Source organism: Pseudonocardia acidicola, assembly GCF_012911935.1.
Taxonomy (GTDB): domain Bacteria; phylum Actinomycetota; class Actinomycetes; order Mycobacteriales; family Pseudonocardiaceae; genus Pseudonocardia; species Pseudonocardia acidicola.
Map to the genome: position 1 here is coordinate 54,159 of NZ_JAAXLA010000035.1, position 15,719 is coordinate 69,877.

Consider the following 15,719-nt stretch of genomic DNA (forward strand, 5'->3'; position numbering starts at 1 on the left):
GCGTGACAGTACGAGGAGCCGACGACCCTGATGCCCACCGCCCGATGCGGTGTCGGCGCGGATTCGACGCTGCGCTGCGGGGGACCCGGCAGCCGGTGCCGCCCTAGGCTGGTCGCACCGGCGCGCTGGTGAGGAGACGTCCATGCCCGAGGCGGAGGCGGGAGAGCTGCGGCTGGGCACCCCGGCCGGGCGATGGGTGCTGCTGACCACCGTCCTGGGGTCGAGCATGGCGCTGCTCGACGCGACCGTGGTCAACGTGGCGCTGGGACGGATCGGGGCCGATCTGCACGCGAGCTTCACCCAGCTGCAGTGGACGGTGAACGCGTACACCCTCACGCTGGCGTCGTTCATCCTGCTCGGCGGGTCGCTGGGCGACCGCTCCGGGCGCCGCCGGGTGTTCCTGATCGGCGTGGTGTGGTTCGCGCTCGCCTCGCTGGTCTGCGGGCTCGCGCCGAGCAGCGAGGTGCTCGTCGTCGCCCGGGCGTTGCAGGGCGTCGGCGGGGCGCTGCTCATCCCGGGCAGCCTGGCGATCATCTCGGCGTCGTTCCACGGACCGGACCGGGCGGCCGCGGTGGGCGCCTGGTCCGGGCTGGGCGGGATCGCCGGCGCGATCGGGCCGTTCCTCGGCGGCTGGCTCGTGGAGTGGACCTGGCGCGCGGTCTTCCTGATCAACCTGCCGCTGGCCGCGGTGGTCGTGGTGGTGGCGCTGCGGCACGTTCCGGAGACCCGCGACCCGCACGCGGCACCCGGCCTCGACATCGCCGGCACCGTGCTCGCGGTCATCGGCCTCGGCGCGCTGACCTGGTCCCTGACCGGGCTCGCGTCGACCGGGTCGAGCCCGGCGCTGGTGGCCGCGCTCGTGGTCGGGATCGTCGCGCTGACCGGCTTCGTGATCGTCGAGCGCCGGTCGCCGCACCCGCTGGTCCCGCCGACGCTGTTCCGCAGCCGGATCTTCACGGCGGCCAACCTGGTCACCCTGCTGATGTACGGCGCGCTCGGCGTCGTGTTCGTACTGCTGGTGCTGCAACTGCAGACCGTGGCCGGGTTCAGCCCGCTGGCCGCCGGCACCGCGCTGCTGCCGGTCACGGCGATGATGCTGCTGTTCTCCGCGCGCTCCGGGGCCCTGGCCCAGCGGATCGGCCCGCGGCTCCCCCTGACGCTCGGGCCGCTGATCAGCGCCTGCGGGCTGTTGCTGATGCGCCGGATCGGCCCGGGCGCGACCTGGATCGCCGACGTGCTGCCCGCGGCGCTGGTGTTCGGGGCCGGGTTGACCCTCACCGTCGCCCCGCTCACGGCCGCGGTGCTCGATGCGGCGCCGGACCGGTACGCCGGGGCCGCGTCGGGGGTGAACAACGCGGTCGCCCGCGCCGCCGGGCTGCTGGCCATCGCCGTCATCCCCGGGCTGGCCGGGATCGGCAACGCCGACTACACCGACCCGGCGGCGTTCGACGCCGGGTTCCGCAACGCGATGCTGATCGGAGCGGGGTTGCTGGTGCTCGCCGCGATCCTGGCGTTCCTGCTGATCCGCGGCCCGCTCGGGGAGGCCCCCGCGGGGGGTGCGCCTGCGGCGCGCCCCGCCGAACACGAGCGGGTGCACCTGGAGGAGTACCCGCACTGCGGGGTCATCGGGCCCCAGCTGTACCCCGCCGACGAGGAGTGACCCGCACCGGCGGCGACCGGTTCAGCCCAGCCCGAGCGCCTTCGCCAGTTCCCGGTAGGCCGGCAGCGGGTCGGCGCCGGCCTCGACCAGCACCTGCGCGCAGACGTGGTCGGCGCCGGCCCCGAGGTGCTCGTTGATCCGGGCGGCCACCGTGGCGGGCTCGCCGTGCGCCACCAGCGCGTCGATCACCGCGTCGCTCGCGGCGTCCAGATCGGCCTCGCTGAAGCCCAACCGCAGCAGGTTCCGGCGGTAGTTCACCAGGTGCAGGTAGGGGTTCTCGACGGCCGGGCGCGCGATCGACCGCGCGCGGTCCGGGTCGCTGCTCAGCACGACCTTCTGCTCCGGGGCCAACAGCTTGCCCGTGCCGAGGATCTCCCGGGCCTCCCGGGTGTGCCGGGGTGTGGTCAGGTACGGGTGCGCGCCCGCGGTGCGCGCGGCGGCCAGCCGCAGCATGCGCGGGCCCAGCGCGGCCAGAACCCGGCCCTCGACGGGCACGCCGTTCGCGTCCAGCTCGTCGAGGTAGGCGACGGTCGTCTCGTACGGGCGCCGGTACTTCTCCCCCGACGACTCCGGGTGCCCGATCCCGATACCGAGCAGGAAGCGCCCGGGGTACTCCTGGCCGACCCGCCGGTAGGACGCGGCGGCCTCGGCGGCGGGAACGCTCCAGATGTTGATGATGCCGGTGGCCACCGCGATCCGGTCGGTCGCCTCGAGCAGGTCCTCGGCCAGCCGGAGGTCCCCGGGCGGCGAGCCGCCGATCCAGATCGCGCCGTAGCCGAGCTTCTCGACGTCGACCGCGAGCTCGGGGGTGAGCGCGCTCGCGTGCCGCCAGATCCCGTACCTGCCGAGGTCCACCACCATGTCGATCTCCTCCGTGTCGCGCGCTGCGGCCGGCGCCGCCCTACGGCAACCGGCCGGCCACGCGGGGCATTCCGCGCGGGCTGTCGGTGTACCCACTTAGGCTCACCCCGTGAGACACCAGTTGAGCAGCCGGGCCGCGCCGCTGCGGATGCGCCCGCGGGTGCTGGTGGCCGCCGACGCCGGCCTGCCGCACGCGGCCCCGGCGGGCACCGAGGCGGTGGTGGTCGGCGCCGGGGTGGCCGGCGTGAGCGCGGCCGCGGTGCTGGCCGAGCGCGGGGTGGCGGTGACGCTGCTCGAGGCTGCGCCCACCCTGGGCGGGCGGCTCGGGGCCTGGCCGCACACCCTCCCCGACGGCACCGAGCAGGTCGTCGAGCACGGTTTCCACGCCTTCTTCCGGCACTACTACACCTGGCGCGCGATCCTGCGCCGCATCGACCCGTACCTGTCGTTCCTGCGGCCGGTCGGGGGCTACCCGGTGATCTCCCGGCGCTGGCCCGCGGAGGACCTCACCGGCCTGCCGGCGGCGCCACCGCTCAACCTGGTGGCGCTGTTCGCCCGCTCGCCCAGCCTGGGGCTGCGCGACCTGACCGGCGCGGACGCGGCGCTGGGCACCCGGTTGCTGACCTACGAGCGGCGGCGCACCACCGCGGACTTCGACGCGATGACCGCGGGCGAGTTCCTCGCCGGGCTGGGCATCTCCGACCGGGCCCGGGCGATGCTGTTCGAGGCCTTCGCCCGCTCGTTCTTCTGCAACCCCGACGGGCTGTCGGCCGGCGAGCTGATCGCGATGTTCCACTACTACTTCCTGGGCAACCCGGAGGGCATTGGCTTCGACGCCCCGGACACCGACTACCTGACCGGTATCTGGGCCCCGCTCACCCGCTACCTGCAGGGCCGGGGCGCGACCGTGCGCACCGGCACCGCGCTGGAGCGGCTCGACCCGGCCGCCGGGCACGGCTGGCGGCTCGCCCTGTCCGACGGGACCGAGCTGGCCACCCGGCACGTCGTGCTCGCGCTGGACCCGGGGGCGCTGCGGCGGCTGCTCGCGGCCTCCCCCGGCGCCGCCGCGGCCGCGCCCCGGCTGGCCGAGCAGTGCAGCGCGCTGCGGGTGGCCCCGCCGTTCGCCGTCACCCGGCTGTGGCTGGGCACCGACGTCGCCCCCGAGCGGGCCACGTTCAGCGCGGTCAGCCGGGAACCCACGCTCGACTCGATCACCGTGTACTCGCGGCTGGAGCAGCCCTCGGCGCAGTGGGCGGCGCGGACCGGCGGGTCGGTCGTCGAGCTGCACTCCTACTCCTGCGACGCCGCCGACGCCGATGCGGCCACCGCCCGGATGCGCGCCGAGCTGGCCGCGCTGTGGCCGGAGACCACGCGGGCCCCGGTCGTGCATCTGCAGCAGCGTCTCGAGGCCACCGCCCCGGCCTTCCCGCCGCGCCACGCCGGCCGCCGGCCGGGGGTGCGCACCGACGCCCGCGGTGTCCGCATCGCCGGCGACTTCGTCGAGCTGCCCTACCTGTCCGGGCTGATGGAGCGCGCGGCGATGTCCGGGGTGCTCGCGGCGAACGACGTGCTGGCCGAGGTCGGCGCCGGCCCCGAGGAGATCCGCGGGATCCCGCAGCGAGGCCTGCTCGCCGGGCTGCCCGACGGCGCGCTGGAGGTCCTGCGGTCCCGCGGGCCGGGCCGCTCGCGGAGGGCGGCCGTGGCCCGCCCGTGAGGATCGCGCTCGCCCCCGACGGCGCCGACCCCGCCGGCCCCTCGCGGCTGCAGCGTCTCGCCGAGGACGGCACCCCGGTGGCCGCGCCGCAGGTCGTCCCCGACCTGGCCGCGGCGGTCCGCGCCACCGAGGCCGAGGACCCGAGGGTGCGCTGGGTGTGGCGATCGGGCCGGACCTACCGGCGGCTGCTGCGGGCCGGTGCCGACGTGGCCCGCTGCCACGACGTCGAGCTGGTCGAGGGCCTGCTGATCGGCGCGGAGGGGCGGTTCGGTGCCCCGCACGGGCTGGCCGCCGCGGCGGCCCGGCTGGCCGGGCGGACCCCCGACCCCGACCCGCCGCCCGAGGCCGACGACGAGCCGCCGGCGCTGTTCGCGGCGGCCCCCGCGGTGGCCGACCCGGACCCGCTGGGCACCCTGGTCGCGGTGCACGCCGGGCAGCTGCGCAGGCTCGGCGGGTTCGGCCCCGGTCTGCGGCTGCTCGCGGCGGCGGAGTCGGCCGGGGCGCTGGTCGCCGAGGAGATGACCGCGCACGGGCTGCCGTGGCGGGCCGACGTGCACGACCGGCTGCTCACCGACGCGCTCGGGCCGCGACCGCTGCCCGGCGGCCGCCCGGCCCGCCTCGCCGAGCTGGCCGAGAAGATCACCGCGGCGTTCGGGGGCCGCCCGGTGAATCCGGACTCCCCCGGCGACCTGCTGCGCGCCTTCGCCCGGGCCGGTCACGAGCTGGAGTCGACCCGCGCCTGGGTGCTGCGCACGATCGCCCATCCGGCGGTGGAGCCGCTGCTCGCCTACAAGGAGCTGGCCCGGCTGCACACCGCGCACGGCTGGTCGTGGTTGCGCACCTGGGTGCGCGACGGCCGATTCCGCCCCGAATACGTGGTCGGTGGCGTGGTGTCGGGCCGGTGGGCCACCCGCGGCGGCGGGGCACTGCAGATCCCGCGGGCGGTCCGGGCCGCGGTGCGCGCCGACCCGGGTTGGCGGCTGGTCGTGGCCGACGCCAGCCAGCTCGAGCCGCGGATCCTCGCCGCACTGGCCGGGGACACCGCGTTGGCCCGGGCCGGGAACACCGGCGACGGCGACCTCTACGCCGCGCTCGCCGCCGACCTGTTCGGCGGCGACCGGGCCCAGGCCAAGCTCGCGCTGCTCTCGGCCATGTACGGGCAGACCTCGGGTGGGGCAGGGGTGCTGCTGGCCACCCTGCGCCGGCGGTTCCCGGCCGCGGTCGGGTTCGTCGAGGACGCCGCCCGGGCCGGCGAGGAGGGCCGGTTGGTCCGGTCGCACCTGGGCCGGACCTGCCCGCCGTCCCGCCTCGGGGCCCGCTCCGCGGCCCCCGGCCCGGAAGAGCCGGCCGCCGCCGGGCACGCCGGGGCCGCCCGCGCCCGCGGCCGGTTCACCCGCAATTTCGTCGTCCAGGCCACCGCGGCGGAGTGGGCGCTGGTGCTGCTGGCCGAGCTGCGCTCCGCGCTGCGCGGGGCGGGCAGCCCGGCGCAGCTGGTGTTCTTCCAGCACGACGAGGTGCTGCTGCACTGCCCGGCCGAGGTCGCGCAGGACACGGCCGACGCGGTACGGGCCGCGGCCGCGCTGGCCGGGCGGCGGCTGTTCGGCGCATCGCCGGTGCGGTTCCCCATGCAGGTGCGCGTCGTCGAGGGCTACGACGAGAAGGCCTGATCAGGACGGAAAGCCGTGCTGCCCGTACAGCCGGACGAACCTGGCCAGGGTGAGGATCCGGCATCGTTCGAGCCCCTCGGCGGTGCCCCGGAACAACCACACCTGCTCCGAGCCGCCCGGCCCGACGGGCTGTACCAGGCTCCCGCCGAGCCGGAGCTGCTCGACCAGCGGCGCAGGCACCTCGGGGAACGCCGCGGACACCACGATGGCGTCGTAGGGAGCGTGTTCCGGGACGCCGCAGCTGCCGTCGCCCACCAGCAGCTCCACGTTGCGGATGCCCTGCCGGGCGAGGTTGCGCCGCGCATGCCGGACCAGGTCCGGCCACAGCTCGATGCTCACGACGTCACCGGCCAGGCGGGCGAGCAGGGCGGTCTGGAAGCCGAGGCCGGTTCCGATCTCGAGCACGTGTTCGTCCCCGGCGAGATCGAGCCCCTCGATCATCCTCGCCGACAGCGAGGGCTGGGTCGTCACCTGCCCGTGCGCGATCGGGATCGGCCGGTCCCCGTAGGCGACCGCGACGTGCTCGGCGGGCACGAAGCCCGCTCGCGGTGTCGCCCGCACGGCCGCGAGCAGGCGCTCATCGCCGACGCCGGCCGCCCGGACGGCCCGGACGAGATCGTCAGGAGACCACGCACCGGGCATGTCCGCTCCGCTCCCGCACGCTCAGCACGCGCAGGCGTGCCCGGCGCATCCGCCGGCGTACGCGGTATCGACCCGGATCGGCGATCGCTGCAGCGGCTCCCCGGGAACGGTGAGGACCTGACCCGGCTTGCTGCCGTAGCGGTAGACGGTGACCCCCTTCGGCCCGGCGCGCCACGCCGCGAGGTAGATCTGCTTCACGTCCTCCACGGACGCGGACGCCGGCAGATTCACGGTCTTGGACACCGCCGCGTCGACGTGGCGCTGGACGGCAGGCTGCATCCTCAGGTGCGCGGCCGGGGCCGTCTCGATGGCCGTGCCGAAGGCACGGCGCACGTCCTCGGGTACGCGCGGGTCGTCACGCACGCTGCCGGTGCGCGCGACGTCGGGCATGAGCTGCTCGGACCAGAACCCCCGCTCCCGAGCGGTGCGCTCGAACAGCGGGTCGACCTCGACGAGGTGGCGACCCAGCACCGCGCGCACGTAGGCGATCGCGAACATCGGCTCGATACCCGATGTGGTCCCGGCGATGATCGAGATCGTCCCGGTCGGTGCGACCGCGGTCAGCTGCGCGTTGCGCAGCGGCGGCATGCCGCGCTCGGCGTAGATGCTCGTGCCGAACAACGGGAAGGCATCGCGTTCCCCGGCGAGCTCGGGCGAGGCACGTCGTGCCGCGGCAGAGATCCGCCCGGCGATGCGGCCGGCCAGCCGGACGGCGTCCGGCGAGTCGTAGGGCACCCGCAGCGCCGCCAGCAGCTCGGCGAGCCCCATGAACCCCAGCCCGATCTTGCGTGTCCGGCGGGCCGCCTCGTCCGCGTGCCCGGTCGCGACCGCCGCGCGGTGGACCGCCCCCCGGATGCGACCGGGAACGAACGCGACGACAGCACCGTCGCGCCTGCGGACCGCACGGACAGGACCAGCCGTCCGTACCACCCCCTCCGGGTACAGCGCCGCAGCTGAGCGGTATACCGGTGCCCGCGCCGGGCTCGGGGCCGTCTCGACCGGACGCCCACGATCTCCGGGGGCCACGGCGTATCCCAGTGGCTTTCGACCCGCCGTGGCCGGGTATCTCGCCTTGCCGACGAGGCCGGGGGATCCGCCGGCGCGCCACGCATCAGCCGGGTTCGGCCCCCCGGGCGGCCCGGGCCCGTGGCCGTCAGCTCGCCGGGGTGAGCACCGTCGCGTCGGACAGCGTGCCGACCACGCTGGCCGCCATCGACGCCATGCCGAGCGCGTTCGGGTGTGCCGGGGCGGCCGGGGCGGTCGGGACCAGGCCCTCGATCCACTTCGTCCCGGGCGGCGCGCACATGTCGTGGCCGATCGTCGGGGTGTAGGTGTCGACGTAGTCGACGCCGGCCTTGCGCGCCTGCGCGGCGAGCATCGCGTTGAGCCGCTTCTCCGTGGCCCGCAGGTAGGCGACGTCGCCGGCGCTGAACGGCACGACCGGGAAGCAGCCCGGGCCCGAGTCGGGCAGCAGCGCCGGGTAGCCGACGAGCAGGGTCCGCGCGTGCGGCGCCCGCTCGGTGATCTCGGCCAGCGCGGCGGCGACCTTCGGCGCGGTCGCCTCGATCCGGGCGGCGAGTTCGTCGGTGCCGCCCGCGGTGTAGAAGTCCCGGCAGGCCGCGCCGAGCGGTTCCCGCGGCGACCGCGTCGCGCACTCCTGGATGATCGAGGCGAAGCCGATGTCGTTGCCGCCGATGGTCAGGGTGACCAGGTCGGCGTCGGCCTCGAGGGCGTCGAACTGCGGCGGGTTCGCCCCGAGCGGCACCGGCTGCGGCGCGGTGAAGTCGTCGGTCGTCGCGCCGCTGCAACTGACGTCGGTGAAGCCGGCGACCCCGAGGGTCTTCGCGACCAGCGACGGGAAGTTGCCGGTGGACCGCAGGCAGCCGGTCGGCTCACCGGTCTGCACCGGGATCAGCGGCCCCGCGGAGTAGGAGTCCCCGAGCGCGACGTACCTCGCGAACGGTGGCTCGGTGTAGGAGCGCGGCTCGGGCTCGGCGCTCACAGGCGTCGACGAGACGAGCACGGCGGCCACGGCGAGTGCCGTGGCGGCGGCCCACCGGGCCGGACGAAGTCGGGTCACGAGCACCTCCGCGTCGGAGATCATGGCGGCGGGAGGTTAACGAGCGATGACCCGCGGTGACGCGCGGTCTCCCCCGGATGGCGTAATGACGATAGGCCCTTCCGGCGTCCCGGCTCGGCGACACGACGGCGCACCTGCACCGCATCCGGCGCGGCGACCCGGCCCGGCCCGGACGGCGCCGGGCGCGCACCACGGCCGTGGCGCTCGGTATGGCGCTGCTGATCAGCGCCGGGGTGCGCCGGCTCCCCCGGCCGCAGATCAGCTCAGCAGGAAACCGTCGTGCGGTGCGACCGACTGTTCGAGCAGCTCGCGGCCGGGGTTGCGGAACGCCGCCCCGCGCACCACGGCGATCACATTGCGGCGCATCCACACCGGGTTGGCCGCGAACGTCGGGGACTTCACGATGTTGTGGTTCACGTGCTGGAGCCAGCCGAGCAGGGTCAGCAGCCCGACGTCGAGGACCTCGCCGCCGAGCATGCGCTGCGCCCGGGCGAGCAGGTGGTGCTCGACCGGGAGCGCGTCGGCCAGGCGGCGCAGCACCAGCGTGCCGAGCTCGGTGCCGTCGGTGAGATTCTCGGCGGTGAGCAGCAGGCAGACGACGTCGAGCACGGGGAGTCCGTGGTCGTCGGCGTGGCACCAGTCGACCACCGCGGTGACCCGCCCGTCGGCGTCGGTGAGCACGTTGTCCGCGGTGAAGTCCCCGTGGGTCCAGGCGGCGGCGATGAGCCGGCCGCGGACCCGGTCGGCGAGCTCGTTCTCCAGCATCGTGGCGGCGGCCTGCTGGCCGCGCGGCAGCGCCCCGCGCACCGTCGCCATCGGGCCGTGCACCCAGCGCTCCAGCTCGCGGTCACCGGCGCGGACGGGCGTCGCGGAGAGCCGGTGCAGTTCGCTGATCGTCGCGATCGAACTGGACAGGAAGAACCGCCGGCGTGCCGGGTCGCGCAGCGAGTGGCCGCCGCCCTCGCCGGGCATCCGGGACTCCATCACGCAGTAGCTGCCGCCGATGTCGCCGGCGCCGACGATCGTCGGGATCAGGGCCCGCCAGGCGCCGAGCCGCTCGTCGGCGTGCATCGCGGCGAGCATCTCGGTCTGCCGGCGCAGCTGCACCTGGCCCTTGGCACTGTCCGCCGCCTTGAGCAGCGCCCCCGGCCCGTCCTCCGGGCCGATCCCGACGACCACGGAGTCGGACCGGCCGACCAGCCGTTCGCGCAGCACCCAGCTGCCCGGGTCGTCGACCCCGGCCCCGCGCACCGCGGCCGGACCCACTCGGCGCAGCAGCGCAGCGCTGCGCACGGCGTCGATGCGGGTGCCGAGCAGCCCGGGCAGCCACGGCGCGGTGGCGATCAGGATGCAGCCGGCGACGACGCACTGCCCGATCAGCCAGGCCAGCCCGACCGCGGTGATGCCCAGGTGCGGCATGAGCAGCCAGGACAGCACGATCACGATCATCGCGATGCTGGCCGGGACGGCGAAGAGCACGCCCATCCGCTGCCGCACGCGGGCCGCGCTGACGGTGGACGCGGTGATGACGTTCGGCACCGCGGACAGAGCGGCGAGCGCGAGCGCGCCGCCGCCGAACTCGGCGTAGTGCTGGCCGAACACCGACAAGATCAGCGGCCCCGCGACGACCAGCACCGCGACCACGGGGACGATGAGGGTGAGCGCCTTGGTGACCATGGCCCGCCGGGCACCCTCGAGGCCGCCCGGGTCGGTGGCGCTGTGCGCGACCATGGACTGCCCCATGCCGGAGGAGACCAGGTAGAGCGCCTGCGCGATCTGCCAGACGATCCCGTACGCGGCCGCCTCCTCGGCCCCGAGCCGGGCCAGCACCAGGACCGGCAGGCCGAACATCACCGCCTGCCAGAACACCGCCCCCGCGTAGTCGGCGCGGACGAAGCGGGTGATGGCGCCGAGCGTGATCGGCACGGCCTGGTCCTCGTGGGCGCGGCCGTAGCGCGGCACCGCGCTCAGCAGCAGCCACAGGTTGATGCCGAAGACGATCAGGAAGGTGGAGACCACCCAGGAGACCGAGATGCCGCCCTTCACCGCGGCGAACGAGGCCGCGACCAGCAGCCCGATCTTGAGCAGGGAGAAGATGAAGTTCTCCAGCGGCACCACGGTGGCCCGCTTGATCGCGGTCAGCACGAAGTCCTGCACGACGAAGATCGCCCAGGTCGGCGTGGCCAGCATGAAGAACACGATCAGCTGGGTGTGCCCGACGGCGTCCACCATCTGCGGGGCCCAGAGCTCCGCGCCGAGCGCGAACACCCCGCCGACCAGCGACGCCGAGACGGCCGCGACCAGGTACCCGCCGAGCACGAGGCGCCGCGCGGCGCGTCCCGCGACCGGGACGAACCGCAGCAGGGCGTAGGTCATGTTGAAGTGCGCGACACCACCCAGGAGCATCATCGTGGACAGCGCCACGGAGTTGACGCCGACGACCTCGGGCGGGAACAGCCGGGCGACGAGCACCCAGTACAACAGCCCCACGCCGGAGGTCAGCGCGGAGCTGAGAACCAGGGCCAGCCCGTCCCTGTGCGCCGGCGTCCGCCAGCCGCTCAGCCCGGGGATCCTCCTGCGTCGGGGAGCCTGCGGGACCGGCGGTGCGGACGGCGGGGTCTGCTCGCCCACCTGCACGAGCGGGACAGTAGCAACATCGTGTCTGCCCCTGATCGGCGAACTCCCGATGAACAAATTGGTGACGGGGAGCAACCGGATAGTGATCGCAAATGGTTTCTATCCGGATCAATCAGTCTTTTCTCACGGAGCGGCCGGAAATATGCCTTTACGCAGCGTGATCGGAGCCACGGTCCGCGTCCGGAGCGTGAGCGCGTCCAGCGAGGTCGGCCGGACCGGCAACGCCTGCAGCCGGGCCTGCATGTGGGCCACCGGATCGGGCGGCGCCGGCCGGGTCCCGCACAGGAACGCCCACTCGTGCTCGTCGCAGCCGGCATAGACCACGCCGTCGGCGCCGAACACCTCCTGGAAGCGACTCCAGGCGGCGCGCAGCGTCGCATCCCGCCACAGCGCCGGACTGCCGGACTGCGACACGACGACCCCGCCGTCGGTCAGCCGCTGCGCGCAGCGGGCCAGGAAGTCCACCGCGTAGAGCCGGTTGAGCTGGGCGCCCGGCTCGTCCGGGCGCTCGTCGGGCAGGTCGACGACGATCACGTCGTAGTCGCCGTACTCCGCGCCGGAGCGCTCCACGAACTCGCGGCCGTCGGCGTAGTGCACGTGCACCGGGCCCTCGTGCCGCTCGGCGGCCGCGAGCTCGCCCGGCGTGTAGCCGTAGGGCAGGTGCTCGGCGCAGGCCCGCACCGTGTCCGGGTCGATGTCGACGTGATCGACCCGGGTCGCGCCCGCCGCCACCGCCAGCCCGCTGACCACGCCCTCGCTGGAGCCGATGACCAGTACCCGCTCGCAGCGCGCCGCCAGCAGTGCGGCCGGGACGAACAGCGCCTCGTGGTAGACCAGCTGGGTCGCCTCGGCGCTCTGTCGCTCGTCGTCGCAGAACAACGTGACGCCGTGCGCGGTGTCCGCGATGAGCACCCGCTGGTAGGGCGTGGTAGCCCGATGGTGCACCGCGCCCAGCGCCCAGCGCCGGGTCAGCCCCGCGCTGATCGGCTCGGTCACCACCGCGGGCGGGCCGCCCCGCGTGACGACCTCCAGGTGCGTCCCGGTCGCGCCGAGCGCGGCGGCGAGCAGCCGCACCGCGCGCTCCGGGTCGGCGGTGGTCCCGCAGGTGAAGACGTCGACGTGGGCGCTGCCGTGCTCGGGCCAGGTGTGCACCGAGGCGTGCGACTCGGCCAGCAGCGCGACCACCGTCGCGCCGTGCGGCACGAACGCCTCGGCGACGAGCTGCCGGACCTGCGCGCCCGCCGCGACCAGCGCGTCGTGCAGCGCGGTGCGCAGCGCGTCCACGTCGTCGAGCAGGGCCGCGTCGACGCCGGTGAGCTCGGCCAGCACGTGCCGCCCCGCCGGGAGCGGGGCGGGCGGTGCGGGGGTCGGCGGCACGGTCGGCTCGAACACGCCGCGACCGTACCGGTGGCCCCGTCAGAGCACGTGCACCGCCAGCGGCCCGAACCCGTTGAAGCCGACCGAGGAGTAGCTCGAGGTGTAGGCCCCGGCGTGCAGGATGTCGACGGCGTCCCCGGCGCGCAACGCGAGCGGCAGCATGTAAGGAGTGCGCCGGTAGAGCACGTCGTCGCCGTCGCAGGTCGGGCCGGCGAGCACCACCGGACCGGACGGGCCCGCCCGCCCGGGCACCCGCAGCGGGTAGGCGATCGCCTCGTTCTCGGTCTCGGCCAGCCCCTGGTAGCGGCCGGCGTCGAGATACACCCAGCGCCGGTGGTCGACACCCGGCCGCCACGACGCCCGCAGCACCCGGGTGCGCAGTACCCCGGCCTCGGCGACGAGCACGCGGCCGGGCTCGCAGAGCAGCCGGACCGCGTCGACCATCCCGGCGCGCACCGCGCCCTCGACCGCCTCCCGCACGGCCGCCCCGAAGGCCGCCGGCGGCAGCACCGGCGAGCGGTAGGCCACCGGGAACCCACCGCCCACGTCGAGCACCGCACGGCGCACCCCGGCGGCGCCGGCCACCCGCAGCGCCTGGCGCACCGCGTCCCGGTAGGTGCCGGGCCGGACCTGCTGCGAGCCGACGTGGAACGCCACCCCCTCGGCGCGCAGCCCGGCGGCGCGGGCACCACGCAGCAGTTCGACGGCCTCCGCCTCGGCGGCGCCGAACTTGCCGAAGAACGGGGTGGCCGAGCCGCTGTCGTCGACCAGCACCCGGACCAGCACCGACGAGTCGGGGGCGTTCGCGATCAGGTCGGCCAGGTCCCCCCGGCTGTCGGTGACGAACCGGCGCACCCCGGCCGCATGCGCGGCTGCCACGTCGGCCCGGCTACGGGCCGGGTTGCCGTAACACAGCACGGCCGGGTCGGCCCCGGCCTCCAGGCACAGCCGCACCTCCGCCGGACTCGCCACGTCGAACCCGCTGCCCAGCCCGGCGAGCCGGCGCAGCACGGCGGGCTCCGGGCAGGCCTTGACCGCGTAAAGCACGCCGGCGTCGGGGAACGCCGCGGTCACCTCCACATAGCGGTCGGCCACCACGCCCGGATCCAGCACCAGGTACGGCGTGGGCCGCTCGGTGTCGGCGAGGAAGGCCGCGAGGGCTGCGGAGGCGAGCGGCGGGGGAGCCGGGTCGATCACGGGTCCAGTGTCCTCGGCGCCCGCGGGGCACCGCGTCCACGGCCCCGTTCGCCGCAGCGGAACAACGACCTACCGCGTGAGGACGATCACTCCTAGCGTTCGGGAACCATGCAGCGCAGCACCGAGCGGATCCTCAGCACGCACGTCGGCAGCCTGGCCCGGCCGCACGAACTGCTTCTCACGATGCGCGAGAAGGAGCATGGGCGCGGCTACGACGCCGACGGGTTCGCCAAGCAGATCACCACCGCGGTCGCCGACGTGGTGCGCGAGCAGGTCGAGGCGGGCCTGGACATCGTGACCGACGGCGAGATGAGCAAGGTCAGCTTCCTGACCTACGTCAAGGATCGCCTCGCCGGGTTCGACGGCCGGGCCGGCGAGAAGCTGATGCCGCCGTCGTGGCAGGTCGAGATCGACCGGTTCCCGGAGTACTACGAGGGCTACCTCGGCAAGTACAAGGAGACCGTCTCGCCGATGACCACAATGGTGTGCACCGGACCGGTGTCCTACGCCGGGCACGAGCAGTTGCAGACCGATATCGCGAACCTGCGTGCCGCGCTGCAGGGACACGAGGTCGTCGAGGCGTTCCTGCCGTCGACGAGCCCGAGCGGGTTCGGCCGCAACGAGTACTACGCGAGCTACGGCGAGTACCTGTCCGCGGTCGCCGAGGCGCTGCGCGAGGAGTATCTGGCGATCATCGACGCCGGCTTCCTGCTGCAGGTCGACGACCCGTGGCTGATCGAGTACCTGAGCGAGAACCCGGCCACCACCCCGGAGCAGCGCCGGGCCGACGCCGAGCAGCACATCGAGATCCTCAACCACGCGCTGCGCGGGATCCCCGAGGAGAAGATCCGGCTGCACACCTGCTACGGGCTCAACCACGGGCCGCGCATCCATGACCTGCCCTTCGGCGAGATCTGCCCGTACATGCTGAAGATCAACGCGGGGGCGTACTCGTTCGAGGTGGCCAATCCCCGCCACCAGCACGAATGGCGGGTCTGGGAGGACCTGAAGCTGCCCGACGGCAAGATCCTCATTCCCGGGTTGCTCGGGCACGCGAGCAACTACGTCGAGCATCCCGAGCTGATCGCCGACCAGATCGTGACCTACGCCGGCCTGGTCGGCCGGGAGAACATCATCGCCGGCGCCGACTGCGGCTTCTCCTCGCGCGCCTCGTTCCACCCCGAGGTGCACCCGACCGTCGTGTGGGAGAAGTTCCGCGCCCTCTCCGAGGGCGCCCGCCTCGCCACCACCCGTCTCTGGCGCTGACGCGCCCGTGCGCGGTAAGTGGCGCCCGGGCGCCACTTACCGCGCACGACCGGGGCGACGCTACCGTCCGGATCATGAAGCAGCAGCGCCGCGGACGCTCCATCGCCATGACCCCCGAGGAGGTCGACGCCTTCCTCGCCGAGCAGCGCACCTGCCGGGTCGCGACGAACGGCGCGAACGGCCCGCACGCCACCCCGCTCTGGTACGCCTGGGACGGCTCCGCACTGTGGCTGACCTCGCTGTCACGCAGCCAGCGCTGGACCGACCTCGAGCGCGACCCGCGCATCGCGGTCGTCGTCGACGCCGGGGAGCAGTACGGCGAGCTGCGCGGGGTGGAACTGCGCGGAACGGTGGAGATCGTCGGTGAGGTGCCGCGCACCGGCGAGCCCGACGACGAGCTGGTCGAGCCCGAGCAACTCTTCGCCGACCGCTACACCGGCGGGCACGTCTTCCACGACGGCCGCCACGCCTGGCTGCGGCTGCGCCCGGAGAAGATCACCAGCTGGGACTTCCGGAAGGTCGGGGCCGCGCAGTCCTCCTGAATCGCGCCCACTCACCCACTCCCCCGCCCCGCCCCCCGCCCCGGACCCCACGAACGGCACTTTCGTTCCATAGGTT

At 74.6% G+C, this 15,719-nt stretch carries 12 protein-coding genes; 5 read left to right on the forward strand and 7 right to left on the reverse strand.

The window, feature by feature from the left end:
* Nucleotides 1-142: 142 nt before the first annotated feature.
* Nucleotides 143-1,660 (forward strand): MFS transporter, encoded by a 1,518-nt coding sequence (locus HF526_RS19025; RefSeq protein WP_169382870.1) that lies wholly within the window; start codon nt 143-145, stop codon nt 1,658-1,660.
* Between the two features lie 21 nt (nt 1,661-1,681).
* Here HF526_RS19025 and HF526_RS19030 read toward each other — a convergent pair whose 3' ends face one another.
* Nucleotides 1,682-2,521, reverse strand: coding sequence for an LLM class F420-dependent oxidoreductase (locus tag HF526_RS19030; protein ID WP_169382871.1), 840 nt, complete (start codon nt 2,519-2,521; stop codon nt 1,682-1,684).
* A gap of 109 nt (nt 2,522-2,630) precedes the next feature.
* On the opposite strand from HF526_RS19030, the gene HF526_RS19035 reads away from it, so the two are divergent.
* Nucleotides 2,631-4,235 (forward strand): FAD-dependent oxidoreductase, encoded by a 1,605-nt coding sequence (locus HF526_RS19035; RefSeq protein WP_169382872.1) that lies wholly within the window; start codon nt 2,631-2,633, stop codon nt 4,233-4,235.
* Nucleotides 4,232-5,902: a bifunctional 3'-5' exonuclease/DNA polymerase gene (locus tag HF526_RS19040; RefSeq protein ID WP_169382873.1), complete on the forward strand. Its 1,671-nt coding sequence runs from the start codon at nt 4,232-4,234 to the stop codon at nt 5,900-5,902. Before HF526_RS19035 ends, HF526_RS19040 begins: the two co-directional genes overlap by 4 nt.
* On the opposite strand, the gene HF526_RS19045 is transcribed toward HF526_RS19040, so the two are convergent.
* The 6 genes from HF526_RS19045 to HF526_RS19070 form a co-directional block, all read right to left on the reverse strand.
* Nucleotides 5,903-6,544, reverse strand: a complete 642-nt coding sequence (locus HF526_RS19045; protein ID WP_169382874.1) for a protein-L-isoaspartate(D-aspartate) O-methyltransferase — start codon at nt 6,542-6,544, stop codon at nt 5,903-5,905.
* A 21-nt stretch (nt 6,545-6,565) separates the two neighbouring features.
* Nucleotides 6,566-7,474, reverse strand: coding sequence for a vitamin B12-dependent ribonucleotide reductase (locus HF526_RS19050; protein ID WP_211177462.1), 909 nt, complete (start codon nt 7,472-7,474; stop codon nt 6,566-6,568).
* 223 nt (nt 7,475-7,697) lie between these two features.
* Complete coding sequence (locus HF526_RS19055; RefSeq protein WP_169382875.1) at nt 7,698-8,648, reverse strand: SGNH/GDSL hydrolase family protein; 951 nt, start codon at nt 8,646-8,648, stop codon at nt 7,698-7,700.
* 234 nt (nt 8,649-8,882) lie between these two features.
* Nucleotides 8,883-11,261: a phosphotransferase gene (locus HF526_RS36975; RefSeq protein ID WP_169382876.1), complete on the reverse strand. Its 2,379-nt coding sequence runs from the start codon at nt 11,259-11,261 to the stop codon at nt 8,883-8,885.
* 123 nt (nt 11,262-11,384) lie between these two features.
* Entirely contained in the window at nt 11,385-12,653 is a 1,269-nt protein-coding gene (gene speD, locus HF526_RS19065) for an adenosylmethionine decarboxylase (RefSeq protein ID WP_338051585.1), read from the reverse strand.
* A 24-nt stretch (nt 12,654-12,677) separates the two neighbouring features.
* Nucleotides 12,678-13,835, reverse strand: coding sequence for a type III PLP-dependent enzyme (locus tag HF526_RS19070; protein WP_420821640.1), 1,158 nt, complete (start codon nt 13,833-13,835; stop codon nt 12,678-12,680).
* 108 nt (nt 13,836-13,943) lie between these two features.
* Between HF526_RS19070 and HF526_RS19075 the strand changes: the two genes are divergently transcribed.
* Both HF526_RS19075 and HF526_RS19080 read left to right on the forward strand, forming a co-directional pair.
* Entirely contained in the window at nt 13,944-15,101 is a 1,158-nt protein-coding gene (locus tag HF526_RS19075) for a cobalamin-independent methionine synthase II family protein (protein ID WP_169382877.1), read from the forward strand.
* A gap of 74 nt (nt 15,102-15,175) precedes the next feature.
* On the forward strand, nt 15,176-15,643 hold the full coding sequence (locus tag HF526_RS19080; protein ID WP_169382878.1) for a pyridoxamine 5'-phosphate oxidase family protein: 468 nt from the start codon (nt 15,176-15,178) through the stop codon (nt 15,641-15,643).
* The last annotated feature ends 76 nt before the right edge of the window (nt 15,644-15,719 follow it).